Here is a 22,169-nt window from a genome sequence, read left to right on the forward strand (position 1 = left end):
TTCGAGTGCTTTATCCCTTTATCCTGAAACAACTCTATTTCGGCCACTGTCTTTGGCTGTATAGAGTAATTCATCCACTCGCCTAAACAGCTCTTCGGACCTCTCATTTTGCCTGTATTGGCTGACACCAAAACTGGATGTTACTGGGGCCTGAAGGCCGAAGTTATTGTTTTCGATAACGCTTCGCAGTTCTTCTGCCAGCTGAGTTGCTCCATTACTATCAGACTCGTTGCAGATGATCAGAAACTCTTCTCCGCCCCAGCGTCCAGCTAAGTCGGTATCACGAATACGTTTACTCAGAGTATTGCTGAACTCTATAAGTACACGATCTCCAACACTGTGCCCATAGGTATCGTTAATACTCTTGAAGTGGTCAATATCAATTAGTATCACCGAAAAGGGGCGTTCATATCGCTTGGAATTACTAATCAGTTCCTTAATTCTGGTTTCTATAAAATTTCGGTTTGCGATACCAGTCAGGTGGTCTGTCTTGGATAAAAGGTCGAGATCTCGGTTTTTTTGTACCAGCTCTGCCGCCATGGCCTCACGACTTTGGAGCTGTTTAGATAGCAGAATAAATAGGGTCATGATGATAACGCAGATGAGAGAGGATATGGCCCCAATGCTGATTAAATCTCGCTTCCAATCTCCCAGAAGGCTATTTTCCATTGTGCTGGCACAGACATAGATGGGGTGTATTTTGGCAAAACGGCAGTTCACAAGCACATTTGTCTTTGATATATGACTGTACATACGCAACGAGGTTTGTGGCAGTCGTTGCTTCAGAAATGGTTGGATTGCAGGGTTTCGCCCAAAGACTTTTCCGATACTCTCGTCTTTAGCCGGGTGACGCATCAATAGGGTGGAGTCCTCGCGCAGTAGGCTGACATAGCTTCCTTCTTCCAACTTTAACGAATCGTAGAATGAGCTGAAATATTCCGGTACCAATGAGACAACTACCACCCCACCAAAGCTACCATCGTGCGCGGGCAGTCGCCTGGCAACATTCAGTAGCCATTGATTCTCGTTACTTCTGCGCCTCACCGGAACATCTATATACATCCCCAGGCTGGGGTCATTCTTCAGGGTACGGAAATAGCCCCTTTCTGAAAAATTGGGCCGGGAGGTAGGGTAACGAAATGTTGTCGCCAGAGGGTTTCCGGTAGAATCGAGGACAGAGAGTGCCTTGATGTGTGGCATCCCCGTAATGTAGGAGTTGAGTAGTTCATAGAGCCCTCGCTCGGTATTATTCGCCAGAAACCTTCCATCTTCGAGTTTGGTGACAGTCGCTCGTAGCAGAAGATCAACGCTATCGTAAATACGAGCGGTCTGCTCAAGAAGAAGGCTGTTAAATCGATTTGCGTTCTGGATTTCTTCGGCGAGGATGGATTGGCGCTTTTCGTAAAGATACAAAGCAGAACTCACCAGCACCGCCAATGAAAGAAGAATGCCTAATAGCAGGGTTCGTTGGCTTAGTCGCTCTAGAATTGCCTGACGTAATTTCTGTGACTGCATCTATTGCCCTCTGTCCGCAGCAATAACAGGGCTGGACGGGATTAAGAGTTATCTTCGGTACTACTGGGTTTTTGTTACGAGTCTGTTGGATTGATCTGTGCAGGGTTACTCTGGACATTTATTAACAAAGCGATTCTATCAGTTGGATATATTGTCTTGATGGAACGTTAACAATCTGAAAGTGTAGTTGAGTATTCCCTAATTTAATCTGAATTTCTATGTTATCTATATTAAAAACAGACAACTATGAAATATAGTGCTACTTTCTAACTTAGCCAATAATACTCTTTCTCGGTTCTGATTTGATTGATTTTAAGTAATCAGGTTGAGGTAGAAAGACCTCCTGCCATTTCACTGAGAAGGATGTAAGGCCCCATTAACTGCTGATTAAGTAGGTTTCCTGAATGAAGTCACTTTTTGTACGTATGCGCAGTATTCATTGGGTAGGCATTGTTCTTTTGATCGGTAATGCCTTGTTGCTGACAGACAATATCTGGTCAACAGTGATCCAGTTAGTTGTTGCTGCGGTTGTCCTGATTCATGATTTGGATGAGAAACGTTGGGGAGTCGACACGCTTCGTCAAGTATCTGATTACATGAAGCATTTTTCTGCAAAAGATCTGTCTCATGACCCCGAGGTCAATGTTAATTTCAATACTGAACTGGCAGAAGTGATGCTGGTGATTGACGATTTTCGCAATAATATTCGCCAGGCTCTTTTGGAAGCTTCACAGGTTGCAGATTCCAGTCTTAGTGCTACCGGTGAAATACAGCAGATAATGGATAGTTTTAGTACCCGTATTTTGGAAAGTGATGAGTTGATACTTCAGGCAACTCAAGAGCTTTCTGAAGTCAATCAGTTATCGGAAAGTCTGGTGGATAACGCCAGGGAAACTCAGGAAAAAATCCTGTGTGTGGGAGAGGTGCTTGGCAGCTCACAGCAGGATATTACGGATCTTGAGAAGCGCCTTGGAGAATACTCCAGTCATAATAATGAGTTGGCCAACCGACTGGGTGAACTGTCCAGTAATGCGGAACAGATTCGTAGCGTGCTGACGGTGGTGGGCAGTATTGCTGAACAGACTAACTTATTGGCATTAAATGCTGCGATAGAAGCCGCACGAGCAGGTGATCAGGGGCGCGGTTTTGCCGTGGTAGCCGACGAGGTGCGTAGCCTGGCTGTCCGGACCCAGCAAAGTCTGGAAGAAATTCATCAGATTATTAGCAGCATCACTCATTCGACAGATGATGCCACTCAGCAAATGAAGAGCCAGACTGAATTGCTCAGTGGAGTCATCAATACGATGGAAGGCACTGTTGAGAGTATTTCGCAGGCAACCATCCAGGCCAGGGATGCTGCTGAATTAATGGAAATGACCGCAGACATTTCTCGGCAGTTATTGCAGAAAAATACCGAGACCAACGCAATTGTTACCCGCTTTAATCAGAATACCAACAGCGATCAGTCTACCATTGCACGAGTTGTTGAACTTATCCACAGACAAAAGACACTTGAGGAAAAGATGAACTCCAAGCTTGAAGAGTTCACCCTGTAATAGCCGCTGACCCATTAGTTCAAAGCATCTGGTTGGTTAAAGCGGCAGAGTGTAACAATGATCGGTAACAGGTTGATTCCAATCCATGCCGCAGATCAAGAGCATCGATGATTTCAGCATTGCTCAACTTCAGGCGTAATGGTTCAATCAGCAATGGATTTCACAGGTTGCACTCGCTCAAATCAAAACGTTGAAAAGGGATATTCTTATGTTCAAAAAGGTCTTTCAGATCACCCATTCATTATTGCTGGTTATAGCGGCTTTTGCGGCCCAAGCCACCAGTCATGATGAATCTCCATCATTTAAGGCTTTGCCGCTCACGGATAATATTTCGATGTTGCAAGGTCGAGGAGGAAATCTGGCTGTATTATCCGGTAAGCAGGGGATACTGCTAATCGATGACGATTTTAAAGCCATGTCTGATGCGCTTAAGGCTGAATTATCTAATTATGGTGGCCTGGATAAACTGACTTACATTATCAACACGCATTGGCATGGGGATCATACGCAGGGGAATCTGGCTTTAGGTGATCATGCGCAAATTGTTGCCCATGATAATGTTCGTACTCGCTTGTTAACCCGCCAGGAAATCAAATTGTTTAACATGGTCTCAGAGCCATACCCAGAAGCAGCATTACCTTCAATCACCTATCAACAGGCGATGACGCTGTATATTAATGGCGAGGAAATAAACGTCGTTCATTATCCTAATGGCCATACGGATGGTGATTCCATCGTATATTTCAAGAATGCCAATGTGGTGCATATGGGAGATCATTTCTTTTCCGGGTTCTTCCCGTTTGTTGATATAAGCTCGGGTGGCAACGTACTGAAAATGGCAGCCAATATCGAGGCTGTACTTCATCGTGTGGATGATCAGACTAAGATAATTCCGGGTCACGGACCATTGTCCAGCAAGTCAGATTTGCGAGCTTTTCATGAAATGTTAGTGGGCACTGCTGCCGAAGTTAAGGCGATGAAAGATAAGGGGATGAGTCAGGAGCAGGCCCAAAAAGAAGGGTTGTCTGACCAATGGAATGAATGGACTGACGGCTTTCTTTCTACAGAAAGCTGGATAGGGATTGTTTACCAGAGTCTCTAACTGTTGGCACTGCAGATACTGAGTGACTCTCTGGATAACTGGAGTTTGGGGAAATAGCAGCCTGTGCTGTTACTCCCCCGTCGAAAGTTCCGGACAACACTCTAAAAAGAAGGGGTAGAGTTGCTCCTGAATTATCTCGAATGTTAAGGCTTAATCCTGTAACCGGTGCGAAATATCCAGCTGATACCCGCCAAACAGATCAGCAGGAATACAACGGTCATACCCAGGCTTATAGCGACGTTAACATCGGCAACGCCATAAAATGCCCAGCGAAAACCGCTGATCAGGTACACCACCGGATTAAACAGAGTCAGGGTCTGCCAGGGTTCGGGGAGCATATTAATGGAATAAAAGGCGCCGCCGAGAAAGGTTAGTGGAGTAATAACCATCAGCGGGATGACCTGCAGTTTTTGGAAGTCGTCCGCCCAGATACCGATCATGAATCCGAACAGACTGAAAGTGACTGCGGTGAGTACCAGAAACGCCAGCATCCACAAAGGATGGACAATCGAATAGTCAACAAAAATTCGAGCCGTGGCCAGTATCAATAATCCAAGTAGAATCGATTTGGTTGCCGCTGCGCCGACGTAACCGGCGACGATTTCAAAGGGGGATACCGGCGCTGACAGCACCTCGTAGATAGTGCCGGAAAATTTTGGAAAGAATATGCCAAAAGAAGCGTTGGAAATGCTCTCACTGAGTAGCGAAAGCATAACCAGACCGGGAATAATAAAGGCACCGTAGCTGATCCCATCAATCTCCCCCATCCGTGAGCCTATCGCAGTTCCAAAGACAATAAAGTACAGTGAAGTGGACAACACCGGCGAGGCGATACTCTGCATCAGAGTCCGCCAGGCTCGGGCCATCTCAAATTTGTAGATTGCCCGGATACCATAAATATTCATGCTCGCTCCCTTACCAGATTGACGAATATCTCTTCAAGAGAGCTTTCACTGGAGTGCAGGTCTTTGACGTCTAACCCTTGCTGATCGAGACTACGCAATAGTTCTGCAATACCAGTATGCTCCTGTTGAGTGTCGAAGGTATAAATCAACGTGCTTGCATCCTCTCCTCGTTCCAGTTGGTAACGATCCAGCTCGGAGGGTAGCTCTGTGAGAGGAGTCTGCAGTTGCAGTCTGAGCTGCTTTTTGCCGAGCTTGGCCATCAGAGCTGACTTCTCTTCTACCAATACCAGTTCACCGCCGTTGATCACACCGATACGATCAGCCATATCTTCTGCTTCTTCGATATAGTGGGTGGTCAGGATAATGGTGACACCACTGCTGCGCAGCTCCCGTACCATTTCCCACATATCTCGCCGCAGCTCGACATCGACTCCGGCAGTTGGTTCGTCAAGGAACAGAATCTGTGGCTCGTGAGAAAGAGCTTTGGCAATCATTACCCGCCGCTTCATACCACCAGACAATGCCATGATTTTGGAGTCTCTTTTATCCCACAGTGACAGCTGGCGCAGCAGTTTTTCAATGTAGGCCGGATCAGGTGCTTTGCCGAACAGCCCGCGGCTGAAGGTGACCGTTGCCCAGACACTCTCAAAGGCATCCGTGGAGAGCTCTTGCGGCACTAAGCCTATTTTGCTCCGGGCCTCACGATAATCAGTGGCGATGTCATGACCGTCAGCCATTACATCACCCTGGCTGGGGTTAACAATGCCGCAGATAATGCTGATCAATGTCGTTTTGCCAGCACCGTTGGGGCCTAGCAGAGCGAAGATCTCACCGCGCTGGATTTCCAGATTGATATTATTTAACGCAGTAAAGTTACCACTGTAAGTCTTGCTTAGGCCCTTAATGGAAATGATCGATTGCACTGGGTCTCCTATCGATTATTCGATGGCTTCAATGAGGGGTTAAGGGTACTTATAATAGATTGAAAATATTGATGCTTGATTAAAAGTACGAGTAATCGCTTAAATAACTCAGCATTTATTCAAAAGTTCCAACGATCACCGACTGGCCTTGTCGCTTATGCCATGTTCCCTTAACCATTACATCAGTAATTTCATAGTTATCATTTAATACCAGCAAATCGGCATCCAGGCCAGGAGCGATTTTTCCCTTTGATTTAAGTTTTAAAAGACTTGCCACATTACTGGTAAACATGGGTAACAGGGTTTCTAGCTTTAATCCGGCCTGCAAAGCGACTTGTAAGGTTTCTACTAGGGTGCTGGCACGACCAAAGTCCATACGCTGAAGTTCACCTTGATGATCGAAGCAGGGGAGGCAACCTCCGCCATCTGAACTGACGGTTATCCGTTCCACTGCCAGGCCCTGATTAACCGCAAGCTCTATGGCTTCTGCTGCTTCAAACCCTGACTCGGTCGTTCCTTTAGGAAACGCCGTAATATCAATATAGCCTCCATGGCTTAACAGCTGGCAACTGTCCTTAAACAACTCTTTATTTCGATTAACATGAGTGGGGTTGAAGACTCTGGCAGGAATTTCCGTTTCTGACAGGGCTCGCTCAAGCAATTCCAATCGGCGTTCACCCTCTCCCAGGTGGAAGTGAATGATACCGGCTTTACCGGTTATCAGGCCTGCAACATGGGCTTCGCTGGCGAGTCGAATGACTTCCTCATAAGTTGGCTGGCTCGAGCGGTGGTCGCTTATGGCAAATTCTCCGATTCCAATCACCGGCTCCAGATAGACAATGTCAGCCTTTGCACTTTCGGTCAGCGTTGTCAGTGGGTAGTGGTAGCCGCCGGTCCAGCAATAGGCCGACATACCTTCCTCCCTGAGCCCATAAACCCGGGCCAGCAGATTACCGGTATTGCGGGTGGTATCATCTGTTCCCAACAATCCCACCACGGTTGTTACGCCCGCGCCGGTAAATTCTGAGATAGGCACAGGGGGCACCTGAGTGGAAAAGCCACACTCACCACCCCCGCCAGTAATATGCGCATGACTGTCGATAAATCCGGGAGTTAGCGCGGCCCCTTGAAAGTTGATAACCTCAATATTCCAGTCACTGGGAATGATCCCTTGATCATTATCGTTTCTATCAAGAATTGCTGCGATTTTGCCTCCGGCGATCAACACATCCTTTACGCCCAGGTATTCAGGACTGTATAGCTTTACGTTTTTTAGTAATGAGATCATGCCGGTAACATTATCCTGATCTAATGATTGGCCCACGACTGATAACCTCTACATTTTCATCATTGTTTTATTGGCAACTTATTCTTTTCACTACTGCATTCGAACGGACCGGGGGAGGGGCTATAAACGGGTGCTTCCATTTGACAACCGGTATTCGGTAAATCACAGCGATTAAAAAAGCCTCGTAGCAAGGCTGCGAGGCTTTCCGTCATGGAGCAAACTCAGGCAATAGCCTGGCGTCAACAAACTACCCCAGAAGTTCGCTCGATAAGTCGTTCAGACATATGATCACCTCCAGTTGCTCAGGGAGTGATTCTTCTCGCCAGCGCCCCCCTGGCAGGCTGGTGGCGATACGCTTCAATCGACAATGTGCGCTCAGAAACCTTCGCTGTCAAATTTTATTAGCAGTGATCTGTTGAGGTTTGAGCGAACAGGCCATGGTCTTTCTGTTGGCAAACCATTATGAATGAGCATCACTACGTTGCAGTGTTTCGGAATTCTGTGCTCTTTTTTGAACCAGAAGCAAAATAGCTAGTGAAGATAATCCACACACTAAAAAACCGAGTACCAATGGTTGAACTGTACCGTTGTAGCTTTGTCCGATTACTCCGCCTACTACGATAGATAACAGAGTTTGTATCGAGCTGATGACAGAAGTTGCCACCCCCGCAATGTGACCTAAAGGTTGTACCGCAAGAGTGTTGAGGTTTCCAAACAGAATCCCAAAACAAAAGAAGACCATTGCCAGATAGCTGATAAATGGGATCAATGGCGGATGCCCTGAGGACATTCGAGTATAGAGCAGAAATGCAAAAGAGATAATGGAAAAGGCAGCCAATGAGAATAAGCAAAGCCGCTCCATTGAAAATTTCATTACTAATTTTGAATTGGCGAAAGAGGAAAGCCCGATAGCCAGGGCTAAACCGCCAAAGTAAAGGGAAAAGGAGTCACCCAGTTGGTATTGAATCTGCAGAATCTGTTGTGCCGAACTTAGGTATCCAACAAAGGAGCCAAAAATCACTCCGGCAGCAATCATATAGACCCGCGTGACCGGATGCCTTAATGTTTCAGCAATACCCATAGTAATAACGGTGACTGAAAATCCGAGACGTTTATCTCCGGGCAAGGTTTCGGGTTGACGAAAGAACAGCCATAAGAGACTCACTAAGCCCACCATTGAAATAACTGCGAAGATGGCTCTCCAATCAGCAAAGAAAAGAACGGCTTGTCCCAGAGTGGGGGCCAGTGCCGGCACCAGAATAAAAAACACCATAATTAATGACATGACTCTCCCCATTTCCGGTCCTTCGAACTTGTCTCTGATCATGGCTAATGTCACCACTCGACAGGCGGCGGCTCCGAATCCTTGGAAAATCCTTCCAATTAACATAAAGGTGAAGTCTGTTGAAAAAAGTGAAATCAGATTTCCGACCAGAAAAATGCACAAACCGAGATAAAGAGCAGATTTTCTACCATAAGAATCTGATAAAGGACCGTAAAGCATAAGTCCCATTGCCATACCCAGAAATACCGTAGTAATGACCAACTGACCATCATTCGGGTTTTCAAGCTCAAGGCTTGTTCCTATTTGCCCCAGAGCAGGAAGCATCGCATCTATGGATAGCGCCAACAGCGACATTAATATAGCCATCAGGCAAATGAATTCTCTGTTATCTATTTTGGAATCCGGATGATTCATTTGTACCTCTGTTAAGTTTTGCTCTGGAAAGGCCATGAGGTCTCCAAGTTGAGATCTCGATTTTCCTTTATTAGAACGTCCTTGAGAATGATTGCAAGCAAGTCTAATATCTCAAGTTAACTTGAGGTCAAGGATTATCAACGCTAAGGGGCGATAAAAAGTGGTAATAAGTTAGTAGGGATAGAAGAGCTGAGACCATCGGTAGAGATAAAAGGTACCAGGATGAATGAAAAGAAAACCGAATTATCAGTAGGAGAGGTCTCTGCTCGAAGTGGAGTTGCGGTGTCTGCCATTCACTTTTATGAATCCAAAGGGCTGATAAAATCGTGGCGCAATAATGGTAACCATCGACGCTACGGACGTGAGGTTCTTCGTAAAATTGCAGTAATCAAAGCTGCACAGAATGCCGGAATTCCTCTAAAAGAAATTGCCACAGCACTGGCGACCATCCCTGATAGCAACAAGGTGACTTCAGACGATTGGGAAAAGCTCTCCACAAAATGGAAGAGCGAATTGGATGATCGCATAGAACGCCTGATAATGCTGCGGGACAGGCTTTCCTATTGCATCGGTTGTGGTTGTTTGTCGGTCAAACACTGCGAAATGATTAACCCCAGTGATAAATTGGCTGAAAAGGGGGCGGGGCCGCGACTGCTGGACCCTAAGGATGTCGCTGAGTTCAAAAAGGATTGGAATGAATCGGATCCTGAAGATCTATCTACCGATTGACCTGTACCTGCTTTGAACTCCTTTTTGAGACAATCAGGGCGTTAACTCTCAAGATGATTATTGAGTTCCGTTCTCTGCTTGATCGCGCTCGTGTTCAGCTTCCTCAATAATCCACGCCTGGAATGCCTCTGCATGGGGTTGCATATACTGGTGCGCTGGATAGGCCAGATAGAAGGCTTCAGCGGTAGCTACCCGTTGCTCAAAGGGAGCGACCAAACGTCCGTTGGCAATCATTTCTGATACCAGGGAGGTTCGCCCCAGCGCAAAACCATTCCCCAATGAAGCCATTTCCAAGGCAGTAATCAGTGTGTCAAACTGTATTCCCTGAGAGGCATCCAGGTGTTGGTAACCGGTCTGGTTGAGCCAGTACCCCCAACCTTCTTCATAGCCGATAACATGTAACAGGGTATGATTAATCAATTCTTCAGGAGTGTCCGGTAAAGGCGCGTGATCGCTGAGAGTGGGGCTACATACGGGAAACAATTCGTCCCAGGTCAGGCGATCTGACTTAAACCCCGGCCAGGAACCTTTGCCATAGCGGATCTCCATATCGGCATCCTTGTCTTTTTCTTCCACCCAGATATTACTGGTAAAACGCAGACCCACATCAGGATGACGTTTTCGAAAACGGGCAATTCTGGGGGCCAGCCAGGTTGTAAAGAAAACCAGGTTTACTCTTACTGTCAGAAGTTTAGAGCGACCGTGGCCAAAAATTTCATCTGTCGCAGCGGCCAGCCGTTCAATGGATTCATGAACAGCAGGCATATAGGCTTGACCTGCTTCGGTTAACTCCAACCCTCGAGGTAAGCGCTTGAAGAGGGCAACTCCGAGTTGCGACTCCAGTCCTTTAACTTGTTGACTGATGGCCGCTTGAGTGAGGTTTAGTTCTGTCGCAGCCTGAGTAAAGTTAAGGTGTCGGGCCGATACTTCGAAGGATCTTAGCCAATTGAGAGGGGGGAGCCGTTTTTTCATCGGTCTGCGCTCCAGATCAGCTTATTTCAGTTTCTGTGTCATCGATCAATCTGCTCAGCTCTTCGGCAGCTTCTCGTAACAGGGGAGTAAATGACAGTAATTCTTTCAGGTTCTTTCGAATGAGTGGCGCGTGGGTGAACAAACAGGCGAACAGCTTTCCACTGTTATCTTTTACAGGAACTGCACAGGCGATCATACCATCGACAAATTCTTCGTTGTCGATACCCATATCTTCAGATTTAGTTCTTATAAGCGCTGCTTCCAAAGAGTCAGGGTCAGTCAGCGTATTGCGGGTATATTGCCGCAGAGGTAGATTTTTAATGATCCGTTGGCGTCGCTCCTTGGGCAGAGAGCTGAGATAAAGTTTACCGCTGGAAGTACACCAAGTGGGGGTGCGACTGCCTACCGGCAGATGTACTTGCAAGGGCCAGTCAGTTTGAACACGGTCGTAATAAATCATCTCGGTGCCATTAGGAATCGCAATACCACAGGTTTCACCAATTTCATTGGTGAGTCGGGTAAGGATCGCCTGTCTTAGTGCTTTAAATCGACCACTGTAAAGCACTCCCAAAGCGATGCCGTGCATACGATCACCGGGAACGATCAAACCACGCATATTGGTTTGAAGATAACTGTCTTTTTCAAGTTGGCTCAGAAGGCGATGAATACTGGGTTTTGGGATGTCGAGCTGGTAGGCGAGATCAGCTGGAGACATAGGCCGTTCTGCTTTGGATACCGCTTCGATAATTTCCAGTACTCGCGTGATAGAGGAGCCTTTTTCTCTAGATGATACCGACATTCCTCTTTCCTCTGAAAACTGACTTAACAACAGTAACAGCTGCATATTATCGGTGTGGTATAGAAGCTACAAGATCTCCAGGTAAGAGGCTGCTACATTCTTTTGGTTTATCGAGTCCAGCTTCTCTATCTGGCCAAGTTTTGAGTTGTTAAACAGGAGGGACGAGTTCGTTTGTGGATATCCGTCCTCAGCCATCATGGCTGAGGACGCTATAAACGCACTCTTATCAAAATAGCAATAACCGTTCTATGAAAGCTATATTGCCTTGCTGGCGTTCGATAAGCCTATCCACAAACTCACACACATGGCGAGTAATACCAGAGTAAAAGGTAAGCCGGTTGAAACAGCCATCGCCTGCAATGCGCTGAGCGCTTCTGAGCCACCGATCAATAGTAACACCGCAGCCACCAATCCCTCGAAGCTGCACCAGAAGATTCGTTGTGATACCGGCGCGTTGGTTTTACCCCCGGCGGTAATGGTGTCTATCACCAATGAACCGGAGTCGGAAGACGTGACGAAGAACACCAGTACCAGTACGATTCCGACCAGTGACAACAGACTGGAGAGAGGGAAGTCGCTGAGCATATGAAATAGCTTGATTTCCTGTGCTGCGGCGGCAACGGGAGCGGAAGCGTCAGCGATCACCTGGCTTACAGCCGTACCACCAAAGGTAGACATCCAGAGTATGCAAAGCGCGGTTGGCACCAGAATCACGCAGATGATGAATTCGCGTACAGTGCGTCCGCGTGAAACACGAGCTATAAACATACCGACAAAAGGTGACCAGGAAACCCACCAGGCCCAATAGAACGAAGTCCAACCCTGGGAAAAATTTGCATCCTCGCGTCCGAAGGGCATCGACAACGGGATAAATTCGGTGGCATAGGCATAGGCTCCGGAAAACATGGTTGACATGATGTCACCGGTTGGTCCGACCAGCAGTATGAACAGCAACAGCACCAGAGCCAGTCCCATATTAATTTCAGAGAGGATCTTAACCCCACCGTCCAGGCCGCGCACCACAGATACGATGGCGATCAGGGTGATAGCCGTGATAAGCAGCACTACGGCAACGTTTCCGGTACCCCAGTCGTATAGGAAACTAAACCCTGCCAGGGCTTGCTGGGTGCCAAACCCAAGCGACGTTGCCAGTCCAAATAAGGTAGCGAATACCGCGATTATATCGATTGTATGACCAGGCCAGCCCCAGACGCGTTCTCCCAGCAGAGGATAAAAAGCTGATCTCAGGGTTAGTGGTAGCTTATGGTTGTAGGAGAAGAAGGCGAGTGCCAGTGCCACTACAGCGTACATCGCCCAAGGGTGCAGGCCCCAGTGATAAATAGTCGCCGCCATGGCGAGATCTTTTGCCGCATTGATATCACCGGCAGCTCCTGCCAGTGGTGCCCAGTCAGTGCGAGCCCCGTTTTCCATCGATATGCCGCCCATGGAGGAGGCAAAGTGGGACATAGGCTCGGATACTCCAAAAAACATCAGACCTATCCCCATGCCCGCAGCAAATAGCATTGAAAACCAGCCAACGTAGCTATAATCGGGTGTTGCATCCTGGCCGCCGAGGCGCACCTTACCCAGTCTGGTCACACAGACCACTAATGCGAAGACGACGAAAATGTTTCCTGCTGAGAGAAAGAACCAGGAAAAATTGCTAGTAATCGCGGGGCGCAGCCAACTGAAAAATTCTGATGCTCCCTGCTGAAACATTAATGTGACCAGCACGAATACGACGATCGACATCCCTGAAATCAGAAAAACCGGGTTGTGTATGTCGAGGCCGAACGGCGTAATATTATCCTGACCGATTTTGTAGTCAGTTTGCACATCGTCTTCACTCATATCCCTTCCCTAGCTATCGTTGTTTGGAGTAATGGCCTGCCAGAAGCTCTCTTTGGTGGAACAGTATTCAGCAAGTCAGACCACAGAAGTAGTTGAAGTGTAGCAAAGTACTGTCTCCCTGGACGATTTGTGGTCGCGAAGATCGTGGATTGATGGATAATAAATTGAACAGTTCGACATCGGTGCCTGCTGCTAATAGTTTCACACAGTTGCTATTTTTTTTTCAGTAGCAGTGACTATCAGGTAATCATTGGTGGGGGGATTAGATGTGTTTCAGTAAAAAAGGCGAGCAATCATCTTTATGGCTGTTTTAGGGTCGCAGACTACGGGCGAAAGATATTTTTTGAAGCAAAGCTCGTGGGTAAAAAGGACCTGCAACTATGTAATTGCAGGTCTGCTTGTATCAAGTCTTTTCCCTATGGTTAGCAAATTCCTTATCTCGCCATAGCATTATTTATGTCGGCATGGAAAACAGAGCCCCTTCTCGAATTCCAGCGGAAGGCCAGCGTTGGGTAACGGTTTTACGTTTGGTGTAAAAGCGCACGGCATCGGGACCGTAGGCGTGAAGATCGCCAAACAAGGAACGCTTCCACCCGCCAAAGCTGTGGAATGCGACGGGGACGGGGAGGGGAACGTTAATTCCGACCATGCCCACTTTGATATTGTCGGAGAAATAGCGAGCAGCTTCTCCGTCACGGGTAAAGATACAGGTACCGTTGCCATATTCATGATCATTAATCAGATCCATGGCTTCCTGCATAGTTTCTACACGGATGATTTGTAAGACCGGGCCAAAGATCTCTTCTTGGTAGCTTTGCATCTCAGGAGTGACTTTATCTATAAGCGTGCCACCGACAAAGAAACCATTTTCATAGCCGCTAACCTGAGGGTTACGGCCATCGACTATAATCTCGGCCCCTTGCTCTTCGGCGCTGTTGATATACCCGACGACTTTATTCTGGTGTTGTCGAGTGATTACCGGACCAAAATCGTTGCTGTTATCGGTATGAGCACCGACTTTCAGGTTAGCCATTGCCGATTGCATTTTGGATACCAGGGCGTCTGCGGTGGCATCACCTACTGCTACCGCTACCGATAGTGCCATGCAACGTTCTCCAGAAGAACCGAAAGCCGCTCCCAGCAACTGATTAACAGCATTATCCATATCTGCATCCGGCATCAGGATGGCGTGGTTTTTAGCACCTCCAAGTGCCTGGCAGCGTTTTCCGTTAGCGTTGGCAGTCGTGTAAATATATTCAGCGATGGGAGTTGATCCAACAAAACTAACAGCCTGAATCCGGTCGTCATCCAGTAACGTATCAACGGCTTCCTTATCACCGTTGACAACATTCATTACGCCGTCCGGTAACCCTGCTTCTTGTAGAAGCTGAGCGATAAAGAGGGTTGAGCTGGGGTCTCTTTCGGACGGTTTGAGGATAAAGCAATTACCACAGACCAGGGCCATGGGATACATCCACAGGGGCACCATGGCGGGAAAGTTAAAAGGGGTAATCCCGGCTACCACTCCCAGTGGCTGAAACTCACTCCAGGAGTCAATGTTAGGTCCAACGTTCTTACTATGTTCGCCCTTTAACAGTTCCGGTGCAGCGCAAGCGTATTCCACATTCTCGATGCCGCGCTGCAGCTCTCCTTGAGCATCATGATTAATTTTACCGTGTTCTTCACCTATCATTTCGCAAATGCGATCAGCGTTTTTTTCTAATAATTCCTTAAAGCGGAACATCACACGTGCACGCTTGATGGGGGGAGTATTTCGCCATGCCGGGTACGCGGCCTGGGCGGCGGTAATGGCTTCTTCGACGGTCCGTCGGCTGGCCAGATCAACCTGCTTACTGGCCTCCCCCGTGGCCGGATTGAATACGTCCTGGCTGCGACTCCCCTCAATGATGACTTTACCATTGATCAGATGTCCTACTGGGGTTGTTTTGTCAGTGGTTATAGCAGTGCTGGCCATAGCATCGGTGCTCATACATTATCCTCAAATTCAAACGAGTAACGACTGTTGCGTTACAAATAGGCAATTGCCAGTTGGTCATACGAAATAATTAACAGTTGCAGATATGACATAGATGAATAATCTCTACTGGCTCACCAGAGCTTTTTGTAGATATTGATAATTTCTTCGGTGCTGGGGGCACGAGGGTTGTTATTGGGAGATCCTGACGCCAGAGCCTGTTCAGCCATGGTTGGCAGCAAATTAAAGAAATCTTCTCGCTTAATGCCGAACTGTTCTGGAGTGGGAACCTGAAGTTCGTCATTTAGGGCATGGAGTTCATTCAGCAGCTTGTCGTTGGCAACGTCAGTGCTGTCTTTTTCATTGGCTATACCCATTGCGCGTGCGCAGTCGGCATAACGTTCAGGAGCATCGGGAATAGAAAACTCAGTCACGCTGGGCAGTAACATTGCATTAGAGAGACCATGGGGGACATGGAAAGCGGCTCCAATAGGACGGCTCATACCATGAACCAATGCCACCGATGCATTGGAGAAGGCTACACCGGCAAGAGTGGAACCCAGCATCATTGCTTCGCGAGCTTGGTTGTCAGAACCGTCTTTATAAACCCTGCGTAAATTCGGACTGATCAACCGCATCGCTGATAATGCCTGACTATCGCTATAGGGATTGGCCTTCTTACTGATATAGGCTTCCATGGCGTGAGTTAAGGCATCGATCCCGGTATCCGCCGTGGTGCGTGATGGCAGACTCAGGGTCAGATCATAATCCACCAGAGCTGCCACAGGCATAAAGCCAATGCCCATGCAGAGCATTTTTTCGTCGGTTTTTTCATCGGTGATGATGGTAACCCTTGTTACTTCAGAGCCGGTTCCTGCTGTGGTGGGCACCGCAATAATCGGTAAACCTGACTCAATCACAGCCCGAGGAAACTTATAATCCTGCATCTCGCCACCCTGTTTGGCGAGAATAGAAATGGCCTTGGCGCTGTCTATGGGGCTGCCGCCGCCCAACGCTATCAGGCAGTCATAATCACCATTGCGGGCCTTATCAACACCGGCTTGAATCGAGCTGACTGTGGGCTCTGGAACAGTATCATCAAAGACTTCAGCCGCAATGGCATGGCTTGCAAGGGCCTCTTGGACTCGACTGATATACCCCAGTTTAACCATCATCTTGTCGGTAATAATCAACGGGCGCTTGCAGCCGAGGCTGGTCAGAATGTTGGGTATCTCCTGGCTTGCGCCAGCACCTACTTGCATAATGCGGGGAAGAATCACTTGAGTAGACATGTTGTCTCCTATTATCTATTCGGATCATCAGTGCTAACTGATTAAGCGCTGGCGAGAAGCTGTTTTTAAACGTTACTGGCTATGGAAGCAGCCGACTGTTCTGCTGCGCCGATTTCTTTGGCTGTGCTGCTTTTGGCTGACAACGTCTGTTTACCGGGTAAGGTCTCTTCACGCAGGGATTTGTAGAGCCCATAAGTGGCCAGGATCACGATGATTGAGAAGGGGAGTGCGGCAACAATCGAGGCGGTCTGCAGGGCCTTAAGACCACCGGCATACAACAAAACCCCTGCTACTGCCCCAACCGCTATTCCCCAGAATACCCGTAAACGAGCCGGCGGATGCTCTTCACCCATTGAGATCAGGGTGCAGATTACCAGGGTCGCGGAGTCTGCTGAGGTGACGAAGTAGGTCACCAGCATAATGGTGCAAAGCCCGGACATCAGGACGGTCATCAGTTGTCCGATACCCATCAGTTCGATGGTTTTGAACAGCGCCATAGTCGTGTCTGCGTTAACAGCAGCGGTCACTCCTCCGCCGCCGAACAGTTCGATAAACATGGCAGTATTACCGAAGATTGAGATCCAGAAAGCAGCCAGAAGTGTCGGTGCGACGAGTACACCCAGCACAAACTCACGGATCGTGCGTCCCTTGGAAATGCGTGCGATAAAAATCCCACAGAAAGGAGCCCAGGCTATCCACCAGCCCCAATAGAAAATGGTCCACCAGCCCTGCCATTGACCCTTGGGATCGGGATCGACCCAAAGACCCAGTTCAACCGCATGAAACAGGTAATCACCGGTGTTGGTAACAAAGGCTCCCAGCACATAAGCGGTCGGACCAAAAACAACAAATAGTCCCAGAATGATCAGAGTGAGGTGCATATTCAATTCGCTAAGGATACGAATACCCTTATTCAAACCGGTCAGTACCGATGCCGTGGCGATGATTGAGAGCACGGCAATTAATATGATCTGGTTGTTGGTTGAGACTTCAAAACCCAGCAGGTAGCCCAGACCTGCGTTCATCTGCTGAGCACCCAGACCCAGAGAAGTGGCGATACCGAACACAGTACCAAACACCGCGAGCAGATCGGCTGCATGACCAATAGGACCGTAGATACGATCACCAAAGATGGGATAAAGGCAAGAACGAATGGAGAGAGGTAAGCCTTTGCGGTAAGCAAAATACGCTAACGCCAAGCCGATCACGGCAAACAGTGCCCAGCCATGTAGCCCCCAATGGAAGATGGAGATTCGCATAGCGACTTGAGCCGCCTCGACTGTCAATTGCTGCGCTTCGGTAATCAGAGGATTGCTCTGAAAATGGTAAATGGGTTCAGCAATACTCCAGAACAGGATTCCAATGCCAATACCCGCTCCAAACAGCATTGAAAACCAGGAGAAGTTACTGAATTCAGGTTTATCCGTATCCTTCCCGAGACGGATATCGCCGTAGCGGCTAAAGATCAGCCATATGGAGAAAAACAGAAAAAAACTGATCAGGCCGATGTAATACCAGGCCAGGTCAGAAGCGATAAAGGCTTTGGCGGCTGAATAGATCGAGTTGGCATACTTTGGATCTACGATGGTGAATAGCACAAATGCCATGACCAGTAATCCTGACCCGATAGCCATGATCGGGTTGGTGCCTGTAAATAAGCCGCTCTCAGGCATTGCCTGTCTATGCGTTCTCATGATGCCACCCCCTGCTGATTTCTAGCTGTTCTTTCTCGCGTTTTTTCTTGGACTTTTTCGCGCACCACCAGTACTGAACACTGAGCATGTCGCATGACATGGGAAGCATTGGCGCCAATCAAATAATCGGTTAATTCAGGTCGATGGGATGCCATCACAATCAGGTCTGCGTCTGCCTCTCTGGCGATTCGAAGAACTTCCTTATAAATTCGACCCTGACCAACGGTGACGCTGGTAATGATATTGTCGGGTACAAGACGCTCTACCAGCGCCTTGAGGTTTCCCTTTCCTTCTTCTTTTATGTGGCGATCAATGCCACTGGGAAGATGCGCCGCAATTGCAGGAATATCGGCGTTGGGAACAACGGTTACAACATGCAATCTGGCATCGTTATTCCGAGCCTGTTCAACCGCCATAGGCAATGCGCTGCGCCAGGAGCTCTCGTGGGCCAGATCCACCGGGATGAGTATATTTTTGTACTTATTATTCATGCTTCAACTCTTCGATAAGGGTTGCTCTTAGTCTTTCTTGGAGACTGCTACAGCGAAGGGTATTGATAAAATACCTTAAAATGATACGAAATGGATTGTTATATAAAAATAATCGGAAAAGAAACAATAAAATTCCAGTCTATGACCTTATTTTATTTATAGGTCGATCAGTATTTTAATTTCTTCTGAAATATCAATTAGCTAGCAATTGCAGGATTCGTGAGGTTGTTGAGTTTATAAAGGTATAAATAAAACACACCCTCAGGGCCTTTTTTTATTGCTGGTTCAGCGATGTTTTCATTTCTACTATCCGCCGCAGAAACTGTTCGAAAAAGAGGTGTTCATGATAGGTCAGTACTGTGGATAACTGGTACGTACTCTGAATGAGCACGCCTTCGGGTGAACCGTTTTCAACGCTCATCATTTGCTGTTTGCTGGAACAGCTTTAAGTAGGATTTATTGCAATGAAAAATAACAATCAATTGCCTTTGGCCGGTGTTCGTGTTGTCGACTTCGGTCAACAGATTGCAGGTCCGGCCGTTGCTATGACACTGGCCGATCTTGGTGCAACCGTCGTGCATATAGACCCCCCGGAAGGTCCCCTTTGGGATCATCCGGCCAATGCCATCCTGAATCGAAATAAGAGCAGCATTCGCCTGGATCTGAAAACTGAGTCAGGCCTGTCTCAGGCTCTGGCTCTAATAACCAAGGCGGATGTGGTGATAGAAAGCTTTCGTCCGGGGGTGATGAAGCGTCTGGGGGTGGATTTTTCTGAATTGCGGCTAGAGCGACCTGAATTGATCACCCTTTCTGTTCCGGGGTTTGCCAGCAATGATGAATTACGCCGGGAATGGAAAGCCACTGAAGCGGTGGTCGCCGCGACCTGTGGCGCCTTTACCGATATGGGATTTAATCGGGTGTTGATGGGATTGAATCCCAGCTTTTCACCCTTGCCGCTTGGTTCATCCTATGCAACCTCTCTGGCAGCCAGTTCTGTGGTGTTTGCCCTTACCGAGCGGGAAAAAACCGGACGAGGGGACAGTATCGAAGTTCCGGTAGCCTCCGCTCTGATGGAAGGGCTTTCATACAATTCCTATGTAATTGAAGGGCTGCCTGATCGTTATAAAACCATGCGTGAGCATGAGATTGAACATCGAAAAACCAACGATATCCCGATGGATTTGAGTTACCAGCAATTGCAGGAATATCTGGACCCTTTTTATCGCACTTATGAGTGTGCCGATGGACGGATGTTCTATTGTGTTTGTCCTTCACATCGCAATCATGCCAAGCGCGCCTTGCAGCTATTGGGAATTTATGACGAACTGCTCGCTGAGGGATTACCGGATGTCGTCGACCTGCATCAACCTATCGCAGAATGGGAGGGAGAGACCTCTATTGGTGTCTATCCGCTGCCAAAAAAATGGGCGGATATTATCTCTGCAAAAATGAAAAAAGCATTCCTGGCGAAGACGTCGACCGAGTGGGGTGTCGCATTTGGTGAAGGCCAGATACCCGGGGCACCCCATCGAACAACCCAGGAGTGGGTCAATGATGAGCATACCAATGCCGCTGGATTGATTGTTGAGGTAAAAGATCCTGAGTTTGGCATCATGAAGCAGCCAGGGCCCATTGCCTGGTTAGAAGGATTGACAGAATCGATGCTGTCACCTCGTCCCAGAAAAGAGGTGAGCTACGATCAGGCGCTGGCAGAGCTGACTGAGGTGGCTGAGCAGGACAAAGTCACGCGCCCGGTTGGTGCAGATATTCATCCGATCACTGGTAACGGGTGGTTAGATGGGCTGCGAGTTTTGGATCTGACCAATGTGATTGCCGGTCCTCATTCGACAGCTTTTCTTGGGCGGTTTGGCGCCGAAGTGATCAAACTGGATCCGGTGACACCTTTTTATGATCCTCTGATCGGCACACTTTTTACCTTCTTAACCAATATGGGTAAGAAAAGTGCTCTGGTGGATATTACAACCGATGAAGGAAGAGAAGTCTTCAAGCGACTGGTTCGATCCGTTGATATGGTGGTAATTAATGCCCCTGAGCGGCAGATAAAACCTTTAGGTCTGGATCATGAAAGCCTGCAAGCCATTAATCCTGGAGTATTGTTCTGCCGTCTGGATTGTTTGGGCGGGCCGCTGGGTGGTCCAAAAACCGACTACATCGGATACGATGATATTATCCAGGCAAACAGCGGAATCATGAGCCGCTTTGGCGGACAGAAAACGCCCGAAGAGCATGCTCATTTAGGTACGCTGGACGTTAACTGCGGATTTGCCGCAGGTCTGGGAATGGCGGTATCCCTATACCACAAGCAAAAGACCGGTGAAGCGACCCGAGCCCGGACCTCCTTATCTGCGGTGACTAACCTGGCTCAGATACCCTTTGCCTTTGACTATCAAGGTCGTGCCCCTTTTAACGAACCTTCGGGACGGGAGGCTTTGGGCAACCATGAACTATCCCATTTTTACCAAACCGGGCAGGGTTGGATCTTTTTGGATGCAAATGCTACTGAACTAAGCACGCTCAATCAGATAGAAGGCCTAAAAGGCATTTTGGCGACGGATGACATAGCCGGTTTCCTGACTGCTGCCTTCAAAACAGCGCCGGCCGATTACTGGGCGGAGATGTTGCAAAGCGCCGGAGTAGCGGCAGCAGCGCCTCAATCTATAGAGGACTTGCGGGATAGATATAGTCGGCAAGCAGATGGTAGTGTAGGGATAGATAAAGGTAGCTTTGCCTTCTCAGTCTACCCGGACCACCCCAGTAGTCACTGCGTTACGCTGATTGATCACTATGCGATTCGTCCCGCTGAGGCTACCATCAGGGCCATCGATTCAACGGAACGATTTGGTCATTCCACCCGAGTGATTCTGGCTGATGCGGGTTACAGCGAGGCGGAAATCAGCTCGATGATTGAGCGAAAAGTTGCAGGGCAGGGCTGGGGTAAGGAGTTCTTGCCGAGCTAGTTAAGGTTTAATTTCATTCCAAGCGGATAGATGCAGGCGGACTCTGACTCCGTCTGCATTATATTGAAGGTGCTAAGGCTGCCTGGTTCGTCTCAAACTTAATGCCGGTGATATGGTGGTGTTTGATAACCGTCGAGTTTTACATGACCGAGAACGCTTTGATCCCAGACCGGGTTACGTCATTTACGGGGCTGCTATGTGGATCGATCTGAGTTTCAAAGCCGACTGAGAGTACTTGCCGCTTTGTTCGAATAAGTTGAAATCAATGCCGGCTTTTTTATATCTGCCGGTTGTCGCAGAAAAGTGCTGGGGCGAACTGGGAGGGGGCTGCAATACAAATCCCGAGCTGACAAAAATAAACCTGAGGACTATTTTTATGCGTTGTTTTTCTTTGTTTCAC

At 48.1% G+C, this 22,169-nt stretch carries 17 protein-coding genes; 5 read left to right on the plus strand and 12 right to left on the minus strand.

The features are described 5' to 3' along the window. Positions 1-18: 18 nt before the first annotated feature. On the minus strand, positions 19-1,515 hold the full coding sequence (locus tag BGP75_RS15200) for a sensor domain-containing diguanylate cyclase (protein WP_076719685.1): 1,497 nt from the start codon (positions 1,513-1,515) through the stop codon (positions 19-21). A 404-nt stretch (positions 1,516-1,919) separates the two neighbouring features. Here BGP75_RS15200 and BGP75_RS15205 point away from each other — a divergent pair, with 404 nt between their 5' ends. Further along, positions 1,920-3,071, plus strand: a complete 1,152-nt coding sequence (locus tag BGP75_RS15205; RefSeq protein ID WP_076719686.1) for a methyl-accepting chemotaxis protein — start codon at positions 1,920-1,922, stop codon at positions 3,069-3,071. 208 nt (positions 3,072-3,279) lie between these two features. Beyond that, positions 3,280-4,173, plus strand: a complete 894-nt coding sequence (locus tag BGP75_RS15210; protein WP_076719687.1) for an MBL fold metallo-hydrolase — start codon at positions 3,280-3,282, stop codon at positions 4,171-4,173. Positions 4,174-4,316: 143 nt separating this feature from the next. Here BGP75_RS15210 and BGP75_RS15215 read toward each other — a convergent pair whose 3' ends face one another. The 4 genes from BGP75_RS15215 to BGP75_RS15230 all read right to left on the minus strand — a co-directional run bounded on the left by BGP75_RS15215 (position 4,317) and on the right by BGP75_RS15230 (position 8,988). Next, complete coding sequence (locus BGP75_RS15215) at positions 4,317-5,078, minus strand: ABC transporter permease (protein WP_076719688.1); 762 nt, start codon at positions 5,076-5,078, stop codon at positions 4,317-4,319. Further along, the gene (locus BGP75_RS15220) at positions 5,075-6,001 is read right to left on the minus strand and encodes an ABC transporter ATP-binding protein (protein ID WP_076719689.1); all 927 of its coding nucleotides are present in this window, start codon (positions 5,999-6,001) and stop codon (positions 5,075-5,077) included. Before BGP75_RS15220 ends, BGP75_RS15215 begins: the two co-directional genes overlap by 4 nt. 115 nt (positions 6,002-6,116) lie before the next feature. Beyond that, positions 6,117-7,325 carry a beta-aspartyl-peptidase gene (iadA, locus tag BGP75_RS15225; RefSeq protein WP_233152939.1) on the minus strand — a complete coding sequence of 403 codons (1,209 nt, stop codon included), beginning with the start codon at positions 7,323-7,325 and terminating at the stop codon, positions 6,117-6,119. Between the two features lie 424 nt (positions 7,326-7,749). Next, positions 7,750-8,988 carry a multidrug effflux MFS transporter gene (locus tag BGP75_RS15230; protein WP_076719797.1) on the minus strand — a complete coding sequence of 413 codons (1,239 nt, stop codon included), beginning with the start codon at positions 8,986-8,988 and terminating at the stop codon, positions 7,750-7,752. A gap of 222 nt (positions 8,989-9,210) precedes the next feature. Here BGP75_RS15230 and soxR point away from each other — a divergent pair, with 222 nt between their 5' ends. After that, positions 9,211-9,717, plus strand: coding sequence for a redox-sensitive transcriptional activator SoxR (gene soxR / locus BGP75_RS15235; protein ID WP_143821077.1), 507 nt, complete (start codon positions 9,211-9,213; stop codon positions 9,715-9,717). 57 nt (positions 9,718-9,774) lie between these two features. On the opposite strand, the gene gcvA is transcribed toward soxR, so the two are convergent. The 7 genes from gcvA to BGP75_RS15270 all read right to left on the minus strand — a co-directional run bounded on the left by gcvA (position 9,775) and on the right by BGP75_RS15270 (position 18,791). Then, entirely contained in the window at positions 9,775-10,689 is a 915-nt protein-coding gene (gcvA, locus tag BGP75_RS15240) for a transcriptional regulator GcvA (RefSeq protein WP_076719691.1), read from the minus strand. A gap of 16 nt (positions 10,690-10,705) precedes the next feature. Further along, positions 10,706-11,488 (minus strand): IclR family transcriptional regulator, encoded by a 783-nt coding sequence (locus BGP75_RS15245; protein WP_076719798.1) that lies wholly within the window; start codon positions 11,486-11,488, stop codon positions 10,706-10,708. A gap of 255 nt (positions 11,489-11,743) precedes the next feature. Continuing rightward, positions 11,744-13,339 carry a BCCT family transporter gene (locus tag BGP75_RS15250; protein ID WP_076719692.1) on the minus strand — a complete coding sequence of 532 codons (1,596 nt, stop codon included), beginning with the start codon at positions 13,337-13,339 and terminating at the stop codon, positions 11,744-11,746. Between the two features lie 454 nt (positions 13,340-13,793). Continuing rightward, entirely contained in the window at positions 13,794-15,329 is a 1,536-nt protein-coding gene (locus tag BGP75_RS15255; RefSeq protein ID WP_233152940.1) for a CoA-acylating methylmalonate-semialdehyde dehydrogenase, read from the minus strand. Between the two features lie 119 nt (positions 15,330-15,448). Next, a complete protein-coding gene (locus BGP75_RS15260; RefSeq protein ID WP_076719693.1) occupies positions 15,449-16,606 on the minus strand; it encodes an iron-containing alcohol dehydrogenase in 1,158 nt (385 codons plus the stop codon). A 65-nt stretch (positions 16,607-16,671) separates the two neighbouring features. Beyond that, complete coding sequence (locus tag BGP75_RS15265) at positions 16,672-18,300, minus strand: BCCT family transporter (RefSeq protein WP_198939374.1); 1,629 nt, start codon at positions 18,298-18,300, stop codon at positions 16,672-16,674. Further along, positions 18,297-18,791 (minus strand): universal stress protein, encoded by a 495-nt coding sequence (locus BGP75_RS15270; protein WP_076719694.1) that lies wholly within the window; start codon positions 18,789-18,791, stop codon positions 18,297-18,299. The genes BGP75_RS15265 and BGP75_RS15270 overlap by 4 nt, the downstream gene beginning before the upstream one ends. Before the next feature lie 464 nt (positions 18,792-19,255). Here BGP75_RS15270 and BGP75_RS15275 point away from each other — a divergent pair, with 464 nt between their 5' ends. Next, on the plus strand, positions 19,256-21,769 hold the full coding sequence (locus tag BGP75_RS15275) for a CoA transferase (protein ID WP_076719695.1): 2,514 nt from the start codon (positions 19,256-19,258) through the stop codon (positions 21,767-21,769). Positions 21,770-21,881: 112 nt separating this feature from the next. Then, positions 21,882-21,998: a hypothetical protein gene (locus BGP75_RS15280; protein WP_369832131.1), complete on the plus strand. Its 117-nt coding sequence runs from the start codon at positions 21,882-21,884 to the stop codon at positions 21,996-21,998. Positions 21,999-22,169: the final 171 nt, after the last annotated feature.

Origin of the sequence: Motiliproteus sp. MSK22-1 (genome assembly GCF_001968815.1) — a bacterium.
GTDB lineage: Bacteria > Pseudomonadota > Gammaproteobacteria > Pseudomonadales > Balneatricaceae > Motiliproteus.

Bases quoted from the DNA above. Each gene is read 5' to 3' on its own strand.
- BGP75_RS15215 (WP_076719688.1), bottom strand. From the start codon at position 5,078: ATGAATATTTATGGTATCCGGGCAATCTACAAATTTGAGATGGCCCGA.
- BGP75_RS15270 (WP_076719694.1), bottom strand. From the start codon at position 18,791: ATGAATAATAAGTACAAAAATATACTCATCCCGGTGGATCTGGCCCAC.
- BGP75_RS15205 (WP_076719686.1), top strand. From the start codon at position 1,920: ATGAAGTCACTTTTTGTACGTATGCGCAGTATTCATTGGGTAGGCATT.
- BGP75_RS15200 (WP_076719685.1), bottom strand. From the start codon at position 1,515: ATGCAGTCACAGAAATTACGTCAGGCAATTCTAGAGCGACTAAGCCAA.
- BGP75_RS15255 (WP_233152940.1), bottom strand. From the start codon at position 15,329: ATGAGCACCGATGCTATGGCCAGCACTGCTATAACCACTGACAAAACA.
- BGP75_RS15265 (WP_198939374.1), bottom strand. From the start codon at position 18,300: ATGAGAACGCATAGACAGGCAATGCCTGAGAGCGGCTTATTTACAGGC.
- BGP75_RS15280 (WP_369832131.1), top strand. From the start codon at position 21,882: ATGGTGGTGTTTGATAACCGTCGAGTTTTACATGACCGAGAACGCTTT.
- gcvA (WP_076719691.1), bottom strand. From the start codon at position 10,689: ATGAAAAAACGGCTCCCCCCTCTCAATTGGCTAAGATCCTTCGAAGTA.
- BGP75_RS15245 (WP_076719798.1), bottom strand. From the start codon at position 11,488: ATGTCGGTATCATCTAGAGAAAAAGGCTCCTCTATCACGCGAGTACTG.
- soxR (WP_143821077.1), top strand. From the start codon at position 9,211: ATGAATGAAAAGAAAACCGAATTATCAGTAGGAGAGGTCTCTGCTCGA.
- BGP75_RS15210 (WP_076719687.1), top strand. From the start codon at position 3,280: ATGTTCAAAAAGGTCTTTCAGATCACCCATTCATTATTGCTGGTTATA.
- BGP75_RS15230 (WP_076719797.1), bottom strand. From the start codon at position 8,988: ATGAATCATCCGGATTCCAAAATAGATAACAGAGAATTCATTTGCCTG.
- BGP75_RS15260 (WP_076719693.1), bottom strand. From the start codon at position 16,606: ATGTCTACTCAAGTGATTCTTCCCCGCATTATGCAAGTAGGTGCTGGC.
- BGP75_RS15250 (WP_076719692.1), bottom strand. From the start codon at position 13,339: ATGAGTGAAGACGATGTGCAAACTGACTACAAAATCGGTCAGGATAAT.
- BGP75_RS15275 (WP_076719695.1), top strand. From the start codon at position 19,256: ATGAAAAATAACAATCAATTGCCTTTGGCCGGTGTTCGTGTTGTCGAC.